This window comes from Microbacterium proteolyticum (genome assembly GCF_030818075.1).
Taxonomy (GTDB): Bacteria; Actinomycetota; Actinomycetes; order Actinomycetales; family Microbacteriaceae; genus Microbacterium; species Microbacterium proteolyticum_A.
Genome location: NZ_JAUSZZ010000001.1, coordinates 3,561,688 through 3,578,714, shown reverse-complemented (window position 1 = coordinate 3,578,714; position 17,027 = coordinate 3,561,688). Strand labels below are relative to the sequence as shown.

Genomic DNA, 17,027 nt, shown 5'->3' with positions numbered 1-17,027 from the left:
CGGACGCCTGCCGCGTCGGGCGTCGAGAACTTAGGATCGGGAACATGAAGCTCGAACTCCGCGGGATCACGAAAACCTTCGGATCCCTGGTGGCGAACGACCACATCGACCTCACGGTGGAGGCGGGCGAGATCCACTGCCTGCTCGGTGAGAACGGTGCCGGCAAGTCGACCCTGATGAACGTGCTCTACGGCCTCTATCAGGCCGACGGCGGCGAGATCCTGCTGAACGACACGGTGCAGCACTTCGCCGGTCCGGGCGATGCGATGCGTGCGGGCATCGGCATGGTCCATCAGCACTTCATGCTCATCCCCGTCTTCACCGTCGCCGAGAACGTCATGCTCGGCCACGAGCCCACCACCTTCGGGGGGCGGCTCGACCTGAACGCCGCGCGGGCGAAGGTGAGGGAGATCTCCGACCGCTTCGGGTTCGACGTCGACCCCGACGCGCTCGTCGACGACCTGCCGGTCGGCGTGCAGCAGCGCGTCGAGATCATCAAGGCGCTCTCGCGCGATGCGAAGGTGCTCGTCTTCGACGAGCCGACCGCCGTGCTGACCCCGCAGGAGACCGACGAGCTCATGGCGATCATGCGCCAGCTCAAGGCCGCCGGCACCTCCATCGTCTTCATCACGCACAAGCTGCGCGAGGTCCGCGAGGTCGCGGACCGCATCACCGTCATCCGTCTGGGCAAGGTGGTCGGCGAAGCCGAGCCCACCGCATCGAACGCCGAGCTCGCTTCGCTCATGGTCGGCCGTGCGGTCGAACTCACCGTGCAGAAGGATGCGCCCACCCTCGGCGAGGTGGGGCTGTCGGTCACCGGGCTGACGGTCGTCGACGCGATCGGCCAGGTCGTCGTCAACGACGTCAGCTTCGACGTGCGTCGCGGGGAAGTGCTCGCGATCGCCGGCGTGCAGGGCAACGGTCAGACCGAGCTCACCGAGGCGTTGGTGGGTCTGCAGGAACGCGTGGAGGGCTCGATCGTGCTCGACGGGACGGAACTGAACGGGTCGTCGGTGCGCGCGGTGCTGGACGCCGGCGTCGGGTTCGTCCCCGAGGACCGCAAGGAGGACGGCCTGGTGGGGGAGTTCTCGATCGCGGAGAACCTCATGCTCGACCGGGCGGACGGCGCGCCCTTCGTCAAGAGCGGCGCACTGCAGCTGAGCACGCTCGCAGCCTTCGCTCGCGACAAGGTCGCCGAGTTCGACGTGCGCACCCCCTCCATCGAGACGCCCGTCGGACGCCTCTCGGGGGGTAACCAGCAGAAGGTGGTGCTCGCCCGCGAGCTGAGCCGCGACCTTCGACTCTTCGTCGCCGCCCAGCCCACTCGCGGCGTCGACGTGGGCTCGATCGAGTTCATCCACAAGCGCGTCGTCGAGACCCGCGACGCAGGCGTCCCGGTCATCGTCGTCTCGACCGAGCTCGACGAGGTCACCGCGCTCGCCGACCGGATCATGGTGATGTACCGGGGCCGGGTCGTCGGCATCGTCCCCGGCGACACCTCGCGCGACGTGCTGGGCCTCATGATGGCCGGCGAAGCGCCCCAGAACGAAGGAGTCGCCGCGTGAGCGATCCCCACAGCCCGCACGACCCGAACATCTCGCGCGCGGATCGCGCCGCCGAAGTCACCGATGCCACGCGGGCCGACGTCGCCCTCGAGGGCGGGTCGAAGGTCGACCCCGCCGCGGGGGCGCGCATCGTCGCGCCGGCGCCCGCGCCGGATGAGGACCGCTGGCGCCGCGCGCTGCGGGAGATCGCGACGGGCAACGCGATCATCTCCGTTCTCGCGGTGATCCTCGCCCTCGTCGTCGGCGCGATCATGATCGCTGCGACCGACGAGAACGTCCAGGCGGCCGCGGGCTACTTCTTCGCCCGACCCGGCGACACCTTCGTCGCCATCTGGCAGTCGGTCTCGGGTGCGTACGCGTCGTTCTTCCAGGGAGCGATCTACAACTTCCGCCGCCCCGAGTTCGCCACCGGCATCCGGCCGCTCACCGAGACGTTGACGTTCGCGACGCCCCTGATCGCCGCCGGGCTCGGTGTCGCGCTGGCGTTCCGAGTCGGGATGTTCAACATCGGCGGTCGCGGGCAGATGCTCGTCGCCGCCGCAGCGGGTGGCTACGTCGCGTTCGCGTTCGACCTGCCGTGGGGCCTGCACATGATCGTCGCGCTCGTCGCGGGCGTCGTGGCCGGAGCCCTGTGGGCGGGGATCGCGGGCCTGCTCAAGGCGCGCACCGGCGCACACGAGGTGATCGTCACGATCATGCTCAACTACGTCGCCTTCTACCTGGTGTACTACCTGCTGCGCACGCCGGGGCTGCTGCAGGCTCCCGGGTCGAACAACCCGACGACGCCCGCGATGAAGGACACCGCCGTGTTCCCCGACCTGTTCGGGCCGGCGTACAACCTGCACTTCGGCTTCCTGCTGTCGCTCGCCGCGGTCGCCCTGGTGTGGTGGATCCTGGAGCGTTCCTCGCTGGGCTTCCGCTTCCGCGCGGTCGGCCTCAACCCCAACGCGGCGCGCGTGGCCGGCATCAACGTCAAGTCGATGTACGTGACGGCGATGCTCATCTCCGGCGCGCTCATCGGGCTGGCCGGTGTCGACCAGGTGCTCGGCACCGTGACCACCGGCTTCTCCAGCGGCATCGACGCGGGCATCGGCTTCGACGCCATCACCGTGGCGCTGCTCGGGCGTTCCACCCCGGTGGGCGTGCTGGTGGCCGGCACCCTGTTCGGGGCGTTCAAGGCCGGCGGCTTCGCCATGCAGGCCGCCAACGGCGTGCCGATCGACATCGTGCTGGTCGTCCAGTCGCTCATCGTGCTGTTCATCGCCGCCCCGCCGCTCGTCCGTGCGATCTTCCGTCTGCCCGCGCCGGGTGCGCGCTCGGCGAAGGCCCGCGCCCCCAAGAAGAAGGAGACGGCCGCGTGAGTACGACCGCTCAGCGACACGAGGCATCGCCGCAGCCGGACGCGCTCGACAAGACCGTTGTCCTCAGCTGGAAGGCGCCGATCGTCTACGGCGTGATCACGCTGCTCGCCGTGGTCCTCTTCGTCGTCGCGCGTCAGGACGGCGACGCGGTCTTCCGCATCTCGAGCCCGGGGGAGTTCCTGCAACTGCCCGAGGTCGTGCTCGGCGGCGCCGTGACGGGGGCGGTCTGCGCCGTCCTGCTCGCCCTGATCACCGTCGCGAGCGTTCTGCTCGTGCGCGCCCACCGCCGCCCGCCGCTGTGGCTGGCCGTGATCTTCGCGCTCGTGTTCATGGTGGGCTTCCTCACGTGGGCCGCGGCCGGGGCCACTACCTCGGTGATCCCGTTGACGGGTCTGCTCGCGGGTGGCCTGAGCCTGTCGGTCCCGCTGATCTTCGGCGCGATGGCGGGCGTGCTGAGCGAGCGCGTCGGCGTCGTCAACATCGCCATCGAGGGTCAGCTGCTCGCCGGCGCCTTCACCTCGGCGGTCGTCGCGACCGCCACGGGCAACCCCTTCGTCGGGCTCCTCGCCGCCGGTGTCTCGGGCGTGCTGGTGTCGTTCGTGCTCGCCGCCTTCGCGATCAAGTACTTCGTCGACCAGGTCATCGTCGGCGTGGTGCTGAACGTGCTCGTCGTGGGGCTCACCAGCTTCTTCTTCTCGCAGCTGCTGGCACCGAATGCGGCGACCCTCAACTCCCCGCCGCGGTTCCCCCGCGTGCCCATCCCGTTCCTGGCCGACATCCCGATCATCGGGCCCATGCTGTTCAATCAGACCGTCATCGTCTACCTGATGTACGTCACCGTCGCGCTGGTCTACGTGGGCCTGTTCCACACCCGGTGGGGTCTGCGGCTCCGCGCGGTCGGTGAGCACCCGCAGGCCGCCGACACCGTCGGCATCAACATCGCCAAGACCCGCTTCTGGAACGTCTCGCTGGGTGGCGCGATCGCGGGCCTCGGCGGCGCGTTCTTCACGCTCGGCTCCGTCGGCGCGTTCAACAAGGAGATGACGGCCGGTGCCGGCTACATCGCCCTGGCAGCGGTCATCTTCGGGCAGTGGGACCCGGTTCGCGCCACTCTGGCCGCCCTGCTCTTCGGCTTCGCCTCGAACCTGCAGAACACCCTCGGCGTCATCGGCTCGCCCGTGCCCAGCGAGTTCATGCTGATGCTGCCGTACGTGGTGACGATCTTCGCGGTCGCCGGCCTCGTCGGAAAGGTCCGCGGACCGGCGGCGGCGGGCACACCATATATCAAGGGCTGACCCGGCCCTTCCCTTCCTGAGAGGACTCCTCACTCCACGATGACCGACATCGACTGGGACGAACTCCGTTCCGCCGCGACGGATGCCATGCACCGCGCCTACGCGCCCTACTCCCGCTTCAAGGTGGGCGCCGCAGCGCTCGTCGCCGACGGCCGCATCGTCTCGGGATGCAACGTCGAGAACGCCTCGTACGGGGTGACACTCTGCGCCGAATGCGGACTGGTGTCGGAGCTGCACATGTCGGGCGGGGGACAGCTCGTCGCGTTCGTCTGCGTCGACGGCGAAGGCCGCACGCTCATGCCGTGCGGGCGATGCCGTCAGCTGCTGTTCGAGCACGCGATCCCGGGCATGCTGCTCGAGACGGTCAGCGGCATCCGGACCATCGACGAAGTGCTGCCCGACGCCTTCGGTCCGCGCGAGCTCGAGGAGGCCGCTCGATGACCACCGTGCACCCGCACGACGCGGTCGAGGTCATCCGCACCAAGCGCGACGGGGGAGCGGTCTCGGAGTCGGCGCTGCGTTGGCTCATCGAGCACTACACGAAGGGCTACGTCTCCGACGCGCAGATGGCGTCCTTCGCCATGGCCGTGCTGCTGCGGGGGATGGAACGCGACGAGATCCGCGTGATGACGGATGCCATGATCGCCTCGGGCGAGCGGATGGATTTCGCCTCGCTCGGCAAGCCCACCGTCGACAAGCACTCCACCGGCGGCGTCGGCGACAAGATCACCCTGCCGCTGGCGCCTCTCGTGGCCTCCTTCGGCGTCGCGGTCCCGCAGCTGTCGGGCCGGGGTCTCGGCCACACGGGCGGCACCCTCGACAAGCTCGAGTCGATTCCCGGCTGGCGCGCGGCGCTGTCGAACGACGAGATCCTGGCCCAGCTCGCCGATGTCGGCGCGGTCATCTGCGCGGCGGGAACGGGCCTCGCGCCCGCGGACAAGAAGCTGTACGCGCTGCGCGACGTCACCGGCACCGTCGAGGCCATCCCGCTGATCGCCTCGAGCATCATGTCGAAGAAGATCGCCGAGGGCACCGACTCGCTCGTGCTCGACGTCAAGTTCGGCTCGGGCGCCTTCATGCAGGACATCGACCGCGCCCGCGAGCTCGCCCGCACGATGGTGGCCCTGGGCACCGACTCGGGCGTGAACACCACCGCGCTCCTGACCGACATGAACACCCCGCTGGGCCTCGCCATCGGCAACGCGAACGAGGTGCGCGAGTCGGTCGAGGTGCTCGCCGGCGGCGGCCCCGCCGACGTGGTCGAGCTGACCGTCGCGCTCGCCCGCGAGATGCTCACGCTCGCCGGGCAGCCCGACGCCGACGTCGAGGCGGCGCTGGCCGACGGCCGGGCGATGGACGTGTGGAAGCGCATGATCCGCGCCCAGGACGGCGATCCGGATGCCCCGCTCCCCACTCCCCGCGAGACCCACACGGTCGTCGCCGAACGGTCGGGCGTGGTCACGCGCATCGAGGCGCTGCCCTTCGGCATCGGCGCCTGGCGCCTGGGCGCCGGCCGGGCGCGGGCGGAGGACGCCGTCGTGCACGCCGCGGGAATCGACCTGCACGTCACCGTCGGCCAGACGGTGACCGCCGGTCAGCCGCTGTTCACGCTTTCGGCCGACGACGGTGCCCGCTTCGACCGCGCCCTCGGGGCGGTCGACGGCGCCTGGGAGATCGGCGACGCCGCCCCCGTGGCATCCGCCCTCGTCCGCGAACGCATCACCGCGTGATGGCCGCACAGCAAAGGAACACCATGGCATCCGACGACGTCCGCATCGGCGGCCGCAAGATCCGCGACCTCCCCAAGGTCTCGCTGCACGACCACCTCGACGGCGGGCTGCGCCCCCAGACGGTGCTCGAGCTCGCCGACCAGGTCGGCCTCGACCTGCCCGCGAGCGACGCGAAGGGTCTCGGCGCGTGGTTCTCGGACCACATCGACGGCGGGTCGCTCGAGGACTACCTCGAGAAGTTCTCGGTGACGGTCGGTGTGATGCAGACGCGCGAGGGGCTCGTCCGTACCGCCAAGGAGTTCGTGGAAGACCTCGCCGCCGACGGCGTGGTCTACGGCGAGGTCCGCTGGGCACCCGAGCAGCACCTCACCGGCGGTCTGAGCCTCGACGAGGTCGTGGATGCCGTGCAGGAGGGCATCGAGGAGGGCGAGGACGCCGCCGACGCGCGCGGTCAGGACATCCGGGTCGGTCAGCTGCTGACGGCGCTGCGTCACAACGACAACGCCCGCGACATCGCCGAGCTCGCCGTGTCGTGGCGGGGTCGCGGCGTCGTCGGATTCGACTTGGCCGGACCCGAGGACGGTTTCCTGCCGTCGGGCCACCGCGCCGCGTTCGACTATCTCGCCGAGCAGTTCTTCCCCGCCACCGTGCACGCCGGCGAGGGGGCGGGCCTGGCATCCATCCGTTCCGCGCTCATCGACGGGCGCGCCCCTGCGGCTCGGCCACGGTGTGCGCATCGCCAACGACCTGGACGTCGTCTCGCGCGAGGGCGAGGAGGTGCAGGTCACTTTCGGCGACCTGGCGCGCTGGGTCCGCGACCGTGAGATCACGCTGGAGCTCTCGCCGACGTCGAACCTGCAGAGCGGGGCGGTCACGGCGTGGGGCGACACGATGGACGCCCACCCGTTCGACCTGCTCTACCAGCTCGACTTCTCGGTCACCGTGAACGTCGACAACCGCCTGATGAGCGCGACGACGCTCACCCGCGAGCTGGGGCTTCTCGCCCAGGCGTTCGACTACGACCTCGACGACCTCGAGGCGTTCCAGCTCAACGCCGCCGCTGGTGCGTTCCTCCCGGTGGAGGAGCGCGAAGAGCTCATCGAGATCATCGCGGAGGGCTTCCGGCGCTGAGCCGGGAGGGGGTGCGGCGCTGGTCGTCTGAGCATTCACGACGCCCGAACCGTTCCGGCGGACGTCCGGGCGTCGTGGGCGCTCAGGTCGCGGGGGTGGCGACCGTGTACCGGGTGCTCGGACGGCCGGCGGTGGAATAGTCCAGGCTGCGCGCGCACTCGCCGTCGTCGGCGAGGTGCTCGAGGTAGCGCCGGCAGCTCACCCGCGACAGCCCGAGGTGGTCGGCGACCTCCGCGGCGCTGGCCGACCCCAGCTCGCGCAGCGCGGTGCGCACCAGATCGAGCGTCGGTTGCGACAGCCCCTTCGGCAGGGGGCGTCGCGTCACGGGTCGCATCACCGCGTCGACGCTCTGCTGGTCGAGAGACCCCGAGACCGCCGCCGACGACCGCCGGTCGGCGAGGACGTCGTCGATGCGCGCGTGCAGCTCACCGGCGGTGAACGGCTTCACGAGGTAGTGCTGCACGCCCATCAACCGCGCCGTGCGCACGGTGTCGACGTCGCGCGCCGCCGTCACGGCGATCACCTCCGGCTGCACGAGGGTGCCGTCGGCGCGCACGCTGCGGAGGGCGTCGAGCCCCGAGAATCCCGGCAGGTGCACGTCGAGCAGCACGAGATCGGGGTGCAGGTCGGCCACCGCGGCCACGGCATCCGGTCCGCTCCCTGCCGTCCCGACGAGCTCGCACCCCGCATGCGCCGACACGAAGCGGCCGTGCAGCGACGCCACGGCGGGGATGTCGTCGACGACGAGCACGCGCAGCATCACGACACCCGCTCCGCCGCGGGAAGCACCACGTCGAAGCGCGCCCCGCCCAGCGGCGAGCTCTCGACCCGCGCGTCGCCACCGCGGCGACGCGCCACCCGTCGCACGAGAGCGAGCCCGATGCCCCGGGTCCGGGCGTTCGTACCCTTGGTGCTCACGCCCTCCTCGAATACGCGCGGGCGCAGGGCTTCGGGCACACCGGCGCCGCTGTCGTCGACGCGGACCCGCACCGCGGAGTCCTCGGCATCCACCGTCACCCGCAGGGTGTCGCCCGGGCGGCACGCCTCGAGCGCGTTGTCGACGAGATTGCCGATCACCGTGACGAGATCGCCCGTGGACTCCGGTGGCGGTGTGCCGTTGGCGGCGACCTCGAGCGACACGTCGAGCTCGCGCGCACGGGCGAGCTTGACCGACAGCAGCGCGGTCAGCTCGCTGCCCAGGGCCGCGGCGTCGGGGCCCGGATCCAGCGGCCCGCCCGGACGCACGCGGGCGATGAACTCGCGCGCGTCGTCCCACGCGCCGAGTTCGAGCAGCCCCGACACCACGTGCAGCGAGTTGGCGAACTCGTGCGCCTGCGCGCGCAGACCCTCGGTGAGCGACTGCTGGCCGTCCATGCTGCGCAGCGCCTCATGTAGTTCGCTGTGGTCGCGCAGCAGCAGGGTCCCGCCCACGACCCGGCCTCGATCGTCGCGGAGCCCGGTGGAGCGCGCGATGACGGGGCGTTCCCCCGCGAGGACCAGGCGGCCCTCGGGCTCGCCGTCCTCCATGACCTGGAGGAGCGGCCCGTCCAGCGTGTCGACGGCGCGGCGTCCCCCGAGGGGCCCGCGGCCGATCAGGCGTTCGGCGGCGTCGTTCGCGCTGGCGACGACGCCGCGGTGGTCGACGCGGATCACGCCCTCGCTGAGGCGGTGCAGCATCGTCTCGCGCTCTCCCACCAGGTCGGCGATCTCGTCGGGCTCGAGTCCCAGGATGCGGCGGCGGATCAGGGCCGCGACCCACGCCGCCCCGAACACCCCCGCGACGGCAGCGCCGCCGAAGGCCAGGAGAAGGCCCGGCAGCCGCGACTGCAGGTCGGCGGCGAGCTCGGACTCCAGCACCCCCACCGAGACGGAGCCGATGATCTCGGCGCCTTCCTCGTCGGCATCCGCGAAGACGGGGACCTTCACGCGGTACGACACGCCCAGCGTGCCCGTCTCGGTGCCCGACCAGACCTGCCCCGACAGGGGGATCGACGGGTCGGTCGATACGGCCTCACCGATCCGGTCGGGGTTGGGGTGCGAGAGGCGGATGCCGTCGAGGTCGGTCACGACGACATAGGTCAACGCGGACGCGTCGCGGATGACCTCGGCCACGGGCTGGATCGTCGCAGAGGGGTCGGGGTCGTCGAACGCCTCGACGATGACGGGCAGCCGCGCGATCGACAGGGCCACCCCGACCATGCGTTCGCGGTAGGAGTCGCGGATCGCGCTCTCCTGGATCCACACGGTGACGATCCCCGCCCCGAGGGTCACGACGCACACGATCAACGCCTGCAGCAGCAACAGCTGCAGTCTCAGCGACAGTGCTCGGACCACGCTTCATTGTCCCCCGCGAGGGCGGTCGGGCGCAGGCCGGTCCGCGACCAATAGTTGCCGAACTCGACGTTAGTTGCGCAAGCGCGACGGGCGACGGTGCTGTCCGTACGGTGAGCGGACAGTTGGGAGGCGACGGTGCCTTCCGCACTCGAAGAGGAGTAGCGCGCATGCGTCGCACCACCATCGCCCTCGTCCCCCTCGCCGCGCTCTCGCTCGCGGCTCTCACCGGCTGCAACCCGCAGGGTGCGGGCGCCGGGGGAGCGGCCGGGTCGCAGGACGCCGCGGCCATCGACGCGGTGAACATCATCGTCCCCGCCGACCCCGGCGGCGGCTGGGACCAGACCGGTCGCGCCGTCTCCGACGTGCTGACCGGCGACGGCCTGGTCGGCACGGCCGCCGTCAGCAACGTCGGCGGTGCCGGCGGGACGGTCGGCCTCGCCTCCCTCGCGAATGAGCGCGACCCCTACACGCTCATGGTCACGGGACTGGTGATGGTCGGCGCCGTCGAGACGAACGCCGCCGAGAACCGTATCGAAGACACGACGCCCATCGCCCGCCTCACCGAGGAGCCGCTCGTCGTCGTGGTCCCCGCGGCCAGCGAATACCAGACGCTGCAGGACCTGGTCGACGCCGTGGTCGCCGACGGACAGGGCGTCACCATCACCGGCGGCTCCGCCGGCGGTGCCGACCACATCCTCGCCGGGCTCCTGCTGGAGGAGGCGGGGCTGACGGGCGCCGAGGTCACCGAGAAGCTCAACTACGTCCCCAACGCGGGCGGTGGCGAGGCGGTCTCGCTGTTGCTGGGCAACAACGCGGCGGCCGGCATCTCGGGTGTCGGCGAGTTCGCCGAGTACGTCGACTCCGGCGACCTGCGGGCCCTCGCCGTGTCGAGCGAGGAGGCGGCGACGCTGCTGCCCGACGTCCCGACGATGACCTCCGAGGGCTTCGACATCGTCTACACCAACTGGCGCGGGCTCCTCGCTCCCGGCGGGATCAGCGAAGCGGATGCCGCCGGCCTCACCGCCCTGGTCACCGAGATGCACGAGTCCGACGCGTGGAAGACCGTGCTCGAGGAGCGCGGCTGGACCGATGCCTTCCTGACCGGCGAGGAGTTCACGTCGTTCGTCGATGAGAACATCGTCGACGTCTCCGGCACGCTGAAGACCATCGGGTTGATCTCGTGACGACCACCGCGTCACCGGGGGCGGACACCGCCCGCCCCCGGTGGGGGGCCGACCGCATCGGCAACGCGATCTTCGCGGGCGTCGTCTTCGGCCTGGGCGTCTTCGCGCTCGTCGGCGCCTTCGCGATCCGCGTCCCCGCGGGCCAGGCGATCGGCCCGCAGGTGTTCCCCTTCGCCGTCGCCGTCATCCTGCTCGGCTCCGGCGGTGCGCTCGTCGTCTCGGCCCTCCGCGGCCGCGTGGCGCCGCGCGAAGAGGGCGAGGACATCGATCCGGATGCCAAGACCGACTGGTGGACGATCCTGAAGCTCGTCGCACTACTGGTCGCCGTGCTGCTGCTGCTCGAACTGCTCGGGTGGTGGATGGTCGCCGCCCTCCTGTTCGGCGGGGTCGCGTGGACGCTCGGCGCGAAGCGCCCCTGGGTGGCGTTCCTGGTCGGGCTCGGCATCGGCATCGGCACCCAGCTCCTCTTCGGTGAGGGCCTGGGCCTCTTCCTTCCCCGCGGGGCCGCCTTCGACTGGTGGTACGGCCCCGGACCCCTGTTCGGCTAGGAGACCGTCGACATGGATTCAGTGAACTCCCTCATGGAGGGCTTCGCCACCGCGCTGCAGCCGGAGTACCTGCTGTTCGCGCTGCTCGGCGTGATCATCGGAACCGCGGTCGGGGTGCTGCCGGGCATCGGCCCCGCCATGACCGTGGCGCTCCTGCTGCCTCTGACGTACTCGCTGTCGCCGACGGCGGCCATCATCACCTTTGCGGGCATCTACTACGGCGGGATGTACGGCGGCTCGACCACCAGCATCCTGTTGAACACGCCGGGTGAGTCGGCATCCGTCATCACTGCCATCGAGGGCAACAAGATGGCCAAGCTCGGGCGCGGGGCCGCGGCCCTCGCGACGGCGGCGATCGGATCGTTTGTCGCGGGAACCATCGCCACCGCGCTGCTGACGCTGTTCGCACCGCTGCTGGCACGCTTCGCGGTGAATCTGTCACCCGCGGATTTCGTCGCCCTGATCGTCGTCGCCTTCATCACCGTGGGCGCGCTGCTCGGTTCGTCGCCGGCGCGGGGCCTCGCCTCCCTCGGCATCGGCCTGCTCGTCGGGCTGATCGGCACCGAGGCGACCACCGGCCAGGCGCGGTACACGATGGGCGTGCTCGCGCTGTCGGACGGGGTGAGCGTCGTGCTCGTTGCCGTCGGTCTCTTCGCCGTGGGCGAGACGCTGTACGTCGCGGCTCGTTTGCGGCACGGGCCGATCCCGGTCATCCCGGTCACGCGCGGCTGGCGCAACTGGATGACGCGCGAGGACTGGCGTCGTTCCTGGAAGCCCTGGCTGCGCGGCACCTTCATCGGCTTCCCCATCGGCACGATCCCCGCCGGCGGTGCGGACGTGGCGACCTTCCTCTCCTACGCCAGCGAGAAGAAGCTGTCGAAGAACAAGGAGCAGTTCGGTCGCGGCGCGATCGAAGGCGTCGCCGGACCCGAGGCGGCGAACAACGCCGCGGCGGCGGGCGTGCTCGTGCCGCTTCTGACCCTCGGTCTTCCGACGACGGCCACCGCGGCCATCATCATCACGGCCTTCCAGTCGTACGGCATCCAGCCCGGACCCCAGCTCTTCCAGAACCAGGGCGACCTGGTGTGGGCGCTGATCGCGAGCCTGTACATCGGCAACGTGCTGCTCATCGTGCTCAACCTGCCGCTGGCGGGGCTGTGGGTGAAGGTGCTGCAGATCCCGCGGCCGTACCTGTACGCCGGCATCCTCACCTTCGCGGTGCTCGGTGCTTACGCGGTGAGCTTCTCGACGCTCGACATCGTCATCCTGCTGATCGTCGGGGCACTGGGATACTTCATGCGCCGGTTCGGCTTCCCGATCGCACCGCTCATCGTCGGACTCATCCTGGGGCCGATGGGGGAGCAGCAGCTGCGCAAGGCCCTGCAGCTGAGCCAGGGCAACGTCGCCGACCTCGTGCTGCACCCGTTCGCCGCGTCGGCGTACGTGGTGCTGGCGGTGTTCCTCGTGGTGGGGCTGTGGCTCAAGCGCCGCCAGAGCCGCTACGAGCGGGCGCTCGAGGCGTCGCTCGCCGCGACCGAGGGTCACCCGCAGGCGGGCGTCGACCGTCTGTGGGAGCCGGGCGAGCGACCCACCGACGTGCGCACCGAGACCATTCGCGCCGAGCTCGCCGCCGAGAAGGCCCGCGCCGCACGTGGGGAGCCGCCGCGCGAGTGACTCGCGCGTCTCACCGTTGAGCGTCCAGGACACGCCGCCGCCGACAGCGGCGTGTCCTGGACGCGCGGGTGTGGGGGTGGGGCCTCACGGCCGCGGCAGCTCCCGCGGACCGAGCCCCGGCGGCGGGGCCTCACGCTCTGCGCGGGCCGGCGCTCGTGGGCCGAGCTCCCGGCGGCGGGGCCTCACGCTTTGTGCCGGCCAACGCTCGTGGGCCGAACTCCGGAGAAGAGGGCCGACTGCGCCCGTGCGCGCCGCGCTCGCCGCGCGTCAGCCTGACTTCTCCGGAGTTCGGCACGCCGCCCACGACCGAGGATGCGCTCGAGAGACGCGCGGACGGCGTCGGGGCGGTAGAGGATGTCCTCCGCGAGCAACCTCACCGTGCAGAAGCCGCGCTCGAGGGCCGCGGAGTCCCGTCGACGGTCGCGTTTGTGCGACTGCCAGTCGCCGTGGAACCGTTCGCTGTCACACTCCACGATCAGCCAGCCATCAACCAGGAAGTCCACCCGTCCCACGCCATCGATTCGCACCTGCACGTCGACGTGGCACCCCAAGGTCCGTAGGAGCAGACGCACGAGCGACTCGGGCCCGGATTCGCTGCGTCCCTCGAGGAGCCCGCGGAGCACCTGATAGCGGCGCGGAAGTCGCGCGAAGATTTGACCGAGACCGTCCTCATCGACGAAGCCGAGGTGCCACGCGCTGTCGAGCGTCGCAACCGCAGACCGCGGTGCCTGACACCGAACGGACTGAGCGAGCGCCTCGATCAGGGCGGTCACGGCACTGTCGGGAGGCGCCGTCGACGAACGCCAGTGGTAGCGCACGTCGGGCGGCGCAGCAGGGCGGCGGCTCGCTCCTTCCTCCTGCTGGACGTGCAGCCCCGCTCGCCGGTGCACGAAGACGCCGACCAGGCTCACGAGGCTGACGCAGTCGAGTCGACCGCCGCAGCGGGCGGCGGCGATGACGTCGGGGTGGGATTGGCCCGCGAGGTATCGACCGCGTCGGACACGGTGGAGCGCCCCGCTTTCGACCGCCGCGCCGATCGCTCGGCGAGTCATCCCCGCCTCTCGCAGCGTCGCGGTGGTCCACACGATGAGGGGGCCGTCGGAAGCAGGAGCCAGAGATGCCATCGACTCACGGTGCCGCACTCGGGCCCCTGTGCAGGGTGCGCGAGGCGAGACTGTGGATATCTCGTCCGGGTGGCGCTTGTCGTCTCGGCGCCGTCGAGCCCCGCGGCACCCCCGCCCCCGCGGCGCGCTGGCGCACGGTGTGACCGGTCCGAACTCCGGAGATTCCGCGGCGCCTGCCCCTCATGTCGCCCGGCGTCACCGCGTGCGCAACTCCGGAGGAACAGGGCACCAGCGCCGCATATCGCCGCGGTCTCGATGCGAGCCGGTGATTTCTCCGGAGTTCGGCACGCGAGGCGTTGAGCTCCGTGTCCCGGCGCTGCAGCCTGAGGGCGGGCGATGCGGCGGCCACTGTCCGGGCCCGCGGCGGCTGCCCGTCCGCCCCGCTCGGCACGACGATGTCGCTCGGCGTCGCGGCGTGCGCAACTCCGGAGGAATGAGGCGTCAGCGCCGCATAACGCCGCGGTCTCGATGCGAGCCGGGCATTTCTCCGGAGTTCGGCACGTCGCCCGGTCGCTACCGCCGCCTCGCGGGCAGGCCCGGAGCCGACCCACCCGAGGCCCTCGGGCGAGGGTCGCGTTACGGCCGCGGCAGGAAGCCGGCCAGCTCCTCGGCGATGGCGCGGTCCACTTCGGCGGGGTCCGCAGTGGGGGTGCCGTCGCCGGGCTGGGGGCCGTAGGCGCCGAACGAGGCGTGCGAGGCGCCGGGGATCTCGACGAAGGTCGCGTCCGCGGGCAGCTCGTCCTTGGCATCCGCGATCTTCTGCGGCGTCGACAGCCCGTCCTCCGAACCCGACAGGCTCAGCACGGGCAGACCGGATGCCGAGAGGTCGTTGGCGCAGTACGAGGCGAACAACACGAGCGCAGCGGCATCCGTCGCCAGCTGGCACGCGCGGACGCCGCCGAGGGAATGACCGCCGACGGCCCAGGTCGTGACATCGGGGGCGAGGTCGGTGAAGGTCGACAGCGGGCGCGGATCGAAGAACGCCAGGTTGAGCCACGGGCGCGTGATGACGACGGTGACGCCGTCGTCGACGACGGTGTCGGCGAGGGTCGCGATGTAGCCCTCGGCCTCGACCTTCGCGCCCGGGATGAAGACCAGCCCCTGACCGGTCGCGCCGGCCGTGGGGGAGAGGACGAGGCCCGCTCCGCCGTCGGTGATCGTCAGACCGGGGTTCTGCTCGGCCTCGGCGAGCGGACCGGGCTCGGCCCCCATCACGCCCACCTGCGTGTAGATCAGGATGCCGGCGATCAGCACAACGACCAGGGCGCCGAGGCCGCCGAGCGTCCATCTCAGCCAGCGACGGCGGCGTCGCCGTTGCGGGGAGGCGCTGTCGGCGGGGATGTCGCGAGGGGCCACCTCTCGAGCGTAACGCCGTCCGCCGGACGCTCCGCCCCGGATGGCCCTCCACCCGTGTCGCGCGGTGAACGCGAACGCCGCCGCGATGCACGAAGCGTCGCGGCGGCGTGTGCCGTCGGCGCAGCGCTCAGGCGGCCAGAGCCGCCTGCCGGGTTGCGACGATCTCCACGATCCGGCCGTACAGCGGGTGCTCGGGACCGAGTCCCGTCACCTCTGCCGTGAACGCGTCGGCGTCGAGCTCGCGCAGCAGTCGCTGCAGCTCGACGGCCTGGGCGTCCTCGGCGTCCGAGAACTCCAGCGCCGCCGCCATGGCGGAAACGAGCGCGTCGACGGACAGACCCCGCTCGACGGCCTCCGCCGCCGGGCCGACGAAGCGCTCGTGTCGCGAGAGCTTGCGCAGCGGCTGCCGGCCGACGCGCCACACGGTGTCGGGCAGGGCGGCGTTTCGGAAACGGCGCAAGATCGTCGCGCGGTACTCGCCCTGCACGTCGGCGTCGAGCTCGTGCTTCTGCACGAGCAGGGCGCTGGTCTCCTCGAGCGTCGCTTCGACCTTCGCCGCGATCGCCGGGTCGGCGAGGGCGTCGGAGATGCGCTCGACGCCGGCCTGGGCACCGAAGTACGCGGTGGTGGCATGGCCGGTGTTCACCGTGAAGAGCTTGCGCTCGATGTACGGCTCGAGATCGTCCACGAAGTGCGCACCGGGGATGTGCGGCGGGGTGTCGCCGAAGGGCGCGCGTTCGATCGCCCACTCGTAGAACGGCTCGACGGTCACGTCGACGCCGCCCTGCGCCTGGGCGGGGACGATGCGGTCGACCGCGGTGTTGGCGAAGACGGCGCGGGATGCCAGGGCGTCCCACGATTCGCCGGCCAGCTCGATCACGTGCTCGCGCAGCTGATCGGTCGCCCCGATCGCGTTCTCGCACGCCATGATCTGCACGGGCGCGAGCGAGGGGTCGCGAAGTGCCAGACCGGCGACGATGTGCGGCGCGACGAACTTCAGGATCGTGGGGCCGACGGCGGTCGTGACCACGTCGGCCGTGGCGATCTCGTCGACGAGGGCCTCGGCATCCACCGAGCTGTCGATCGCACGGAAGCCCGTGACCTCCTTGTCGACGCCGCCCTCGCCCACTTCGTGGACGGTGTACGACGACGCCGCGTTGATCGCGGCGACCAGGGCCGCCGAGACGTCGGAGAAGACGAGGTCGTACCCGCCCTCGTGCAGCAGCAGTCCGACGAAGCCCCGACCGATGTTGCCGGCGCCGAAGTGGACGGCCTTCATGCGTTGACGGACCCGGACAGGGCCTCGAACAGCTCCTCGGGGGAGGAGGCGGCCTTCAGGCGCGTGACGTCGTCCTCCTCCGAGAAGAGGATGGCGATCTGCGACAGGATCTCGAGGTGCTCGTCGCCCTTGCCGGCGATGCCGACGACGAAGGTGACGGGCTCTCCGCCCCAGTCGACGCCGCCGTCGTAGCGAACGACGCTCAGGCCCGAGGCGAGGATGGCCTGCTTGGTCTCGTTGGTGCCATGGGGGATCGCGAGCTCGTTGCCCATGTAGGTCGACACGGTCTCTTCGCGCTGCTGCATGGCGGCGAAGTAGTCGGCGGTGACCGATCCCGCGGCCTGCAGCAGGTCGGCGGCCTCTTTCATCGCCTCCTCACGGGTGGCGCTCCCGGGGTGGATGCGGACGGATTCGATGCGGAGCACGTCTGACATGGTTCTCGCCTT

General features: G+C 71.1%; 14 protein-coding genes and 1 pseudogene. 9 read left to right on the top strand and 6 right to left on the bottom strand.

The window, feature by feature from the left end:
• Nucleotides 1–44: 44 nt before the first annotated feature.
• The 6 genes and pseudogenes from QE392_RS16615 to QE392_RS16590 all read left to right on the top strand — a co-directional run bounded on the left by QE392_RS16615 (nt 45) and on the right by QE392_RS16590 (nt 7,082).
• Nucleotides 45–1,565, top strand: a complete 1,521-nt coding sequence (locus tag QE392_RS16615; protein WP_307453629.1) for an ABC transporter ATP-binding protein — start codon at nt 45–47, stop codon at nt 1,563–1,565.
• Complete coding sequence (locus QE392_RS16610; RefSeq protein WP_373426489.1) at nt 1,562–2,926, top strand: ABC transporter permease; 1,365 nt, start codon at nt 1,562–1,564, stop codon at nt 2,924–2,926. The genes QE392_RS16615 and QE392_RS16610 overlap by 4 nt, the downstream gene beginning before the upstream one ends.
• Nucleotides 2,923–4,221, top strand: a complete 1,299-nt coding sequence (locus QE392_RS16605; protein WP_307453628.1) for an ABC transporter permease — start codon at nt 2,923–2,925, stop codon at nt 4,219–4,221. Before QE392_RS16610 ends, QE392_RS16605 begins: the two co-directional genes overlap by 4 nt.
• Before the next feature lie 39 nt (nt 4,222–4,260).
• Nucleotides 4,261–4,662: a cytidine deaminase gene (locus QE392_RS16600; protein WP_055834370.1), complete on the top strand. Its 402-nt coding sequence runs from the start codon at nt 4,261–4,263 to the stop codon at nt 4,660–4,662.
• On the top strand, nt 4,659–5,951 hold the full coding sequence (locus QE392_RS16595) for a thymidine phosphorylase (RefSeq protein WP_307453627.1): 1,293 nt from the start codon (nt 4,659–4,661) through the stop codon (nt 5,949–5,951). The genes QE392_RS16600 and QE392_RS16595 overlap by 4 nt, the downstream gene beginning before the upstream one ends.
• A 23-nt stretch (nt 5,952–5,974) precedes the next feature.
• A pseudogene (locus QE392_RS16590) lies at nt 5,975–7,082 on the top strand (adenosine deaminase).
• A gap of 82 nt (nt 7,083–7,164) precedes the next feature.
• Here the strand turns inward: QE392_RS16590 and QE392_RS16585 are convergent.
• Both QE392_RS16585 and QE392_RS16580 read right to left on the bottom strand, forming a co-directional pair.
• Nucleotides 7,165–7,842 (bottom strand): response regulator, encoded by a 678-nt coding sequence (locus QE392_RS16585; RefSeq protein WP_307453626.1) that lies wholly within the window; start codon nt 7,840–7,842, stop codon nt 7,165–7,167.
• Nucleotides 7,842–9,416: an ATP-binding protein gene (locus QE392_RS16580; RefSeq protein ID WP_307453624.1), complete on the bottom strand. Its 1,575-nt coding sequence runs from the start codon at nt 9,414–9,416 to the stop codon at nt 7,842–7,844. The genes QE392_RS16585 and QE392_RS16580 overlap by 1 nt, the downstream gene beginning before the upstream one ends.
• A 167-nt stretch (nt 9,417–9,583) precedes the next feature.
• On the opposite strand from QE392_RS16580, the gene QE392_RS16575 reads away from it, so the two are divergent.
• From QE392_RS16575 to QE392_RS16565, 3 genes are read left to right on the top strand one after another with little or no spacing between them, the layout of a single operon-like run.
• Nucleotides 9,584–10,600: a Bug family tripartite tricarboxylate transporter substrate binding protein gene (locus tag QE392_RS16575; RefSeq protein WP_307453623.1), complete on the top strand. Its 1,017-nt coding sequence runs from the start codon at nt 9,584–9,586 to the stop codon at nt 10,598–10,600.
• On the top strand, nt 10,597–11,148 hold the full coding sequence (locus QE392_RS16570; protein ID WP_307453622.1) for a tripartite tricarboxylate transporter TctB family protein: 552 nt from the start codon (nt 10,597–10,599) through the stop codon (nt 11,146–11,148). The genes QE392_RS16575 and QE392_RS16570 overlap by 4 nt, the downstream gene beginning before the upstream one ends.
• A gap of 12 nt (nt 11,149–11,160) precedes the next feature.
• Entirely contained in the window at nt 11,161–12,822 is a 1,662-nt protein-coding gene (locus QE392_RS16565) for a tripartite tricarboxylate transporter permease (protein ID WP_307453621.1), read from the top strand.
• Nucleotides 12,823–13,004: 182 nt separating this feature from the next.
• On the opposite strand, the gene QE392_RS16560 is transcribed toward QE392_RS16565, so the two are convergent.
• The 4 genes from QE392_RS16560 to QE392_RS16545 all read right to left on the bottom strand — a co-directional run bounded on the left by QE392_RS16560 (nt 13,005) and on the right by QE392_RS16545 (nt 17,015).
• Nucleotides 13,005–13,946, bottom strand: coding sequence for a type IV toxin-antitoxin system AbiEi family antitoxin domain-containing protein (locus QE392_RS16560; RefSeq protein ID WP_307453620.1), 942 nt, complete (start codon nt 13,944–13,946; stop codon nt 13,005–13,007).
• Between the two features lie 576 nt (nt 13,947–14,522).
• Complete coding sequence (locus QE392_RS16555) at nt 14,523–15,302, bottom strand: alpha/beta hydrolase (RefSeq protein ID WP_373426488.1); 780 nt, start codon at nt 15,300–15,302, stop codon at nt 14,523–14,525.
• Nucleotides 15,303–15,429: 127 nt separating this feature from the next.
• Nucleotides 15,430–16,581: a mannitol-1-phosphate 5-dehydrogenase gene (locus tag QE392_RS16550; RefSeq protein WP_307453619.1), complete on the bottom strand. Its 1,152-nt coding sequence runs from the start codon at nt 16,579–16,581 to the stop codon at nt 15,430–15,432.
• A complete protein-coding gene (locus QE392_RS16545) occupies nt 16,578–17,015 on the bottom strand; it encodes a PTS sugar transporter subunit IIA (protein ID WP_307453618.1) in 438 nt (145 codons plus the stop codon). The genes QE392_RS16550 and QE392_RS16545 overlap by 4 nt, the downstream gene beginning before the upstream one ends.
• Nucleotides 17,016–17,027: the final 12 nt, after the last annotated feature.

What these genes read in the sequence shown, in the direction of transcription:
- QE392_RS16560 (WP_307453620.1), bottom strand. Translation starts at nt 13,946, where the DNA reads ATGGCATCTCTGGCTCCTGCTTCCGACGGCCCCCTCATCGTGTGGACC.
- QE392_RS16600 (WP_055834370.1), top strand. Translation starts at nt 4,261, where the DNA reads ATGACCGACATCGACTGGGACGAACTCCGTTCCGCCGCGACGGATGCC.
- QE392_RS16550 (WP_307453619.1), bottom strand. Translation starts at nt 16,581, where the DNA reads ATGAAGGCCGTCCACTTCGGCGCCGGCAACATCGGTCGGGGCTTCGTC.
- QE392_RS16545 (WP_307453618.1), bottom strand. Translation starts at nt 17,015, where the DNA reads ATGTCAGACGTGCTCCGCATCGAATCCGTCCGCATCCACCCCGGGAGC.
- QE392_RS16575 (WP_307453623.1), top strand. Translation starts at nt 9,584, where the DNA reads ATGCGTCGCACCACCATCGCCCTCGTCCCCCTCGCCGCGCTCTCGCTC.
- QE392_RS16565 (WP_307453621.1), top strand. Translation starts at nt 11,161, where the DNA reads ATGGATTCAGTGAACTCCCTCATGGAGGGCTTCGCCACCGCGCTGCAG.
- QE392_RS16585 (WP_307453626.1), bottom strand. Translation starts at nt 7,842, where the DNA reads ATGCTGCGCGTGCTCGTCGTCGACGACATCCCCGCCGTGGCGTCGCTG.
- QE392_RS16595 (WP_307453627.1), top strand. Translation starts at nt 4,659, where the DNA reads ATGACCACCGTGCACCCGCACGACGCGGTCGAGGTCATCCGCACCAAG.
- QE392_RS16615 (WP_307453629.1), top strand. Translation starts at nt 45, where the DNA reads ATGAAGCTCGAACTCCGCGGGATCACGAAAACCTTCGGATCCCTGGTG.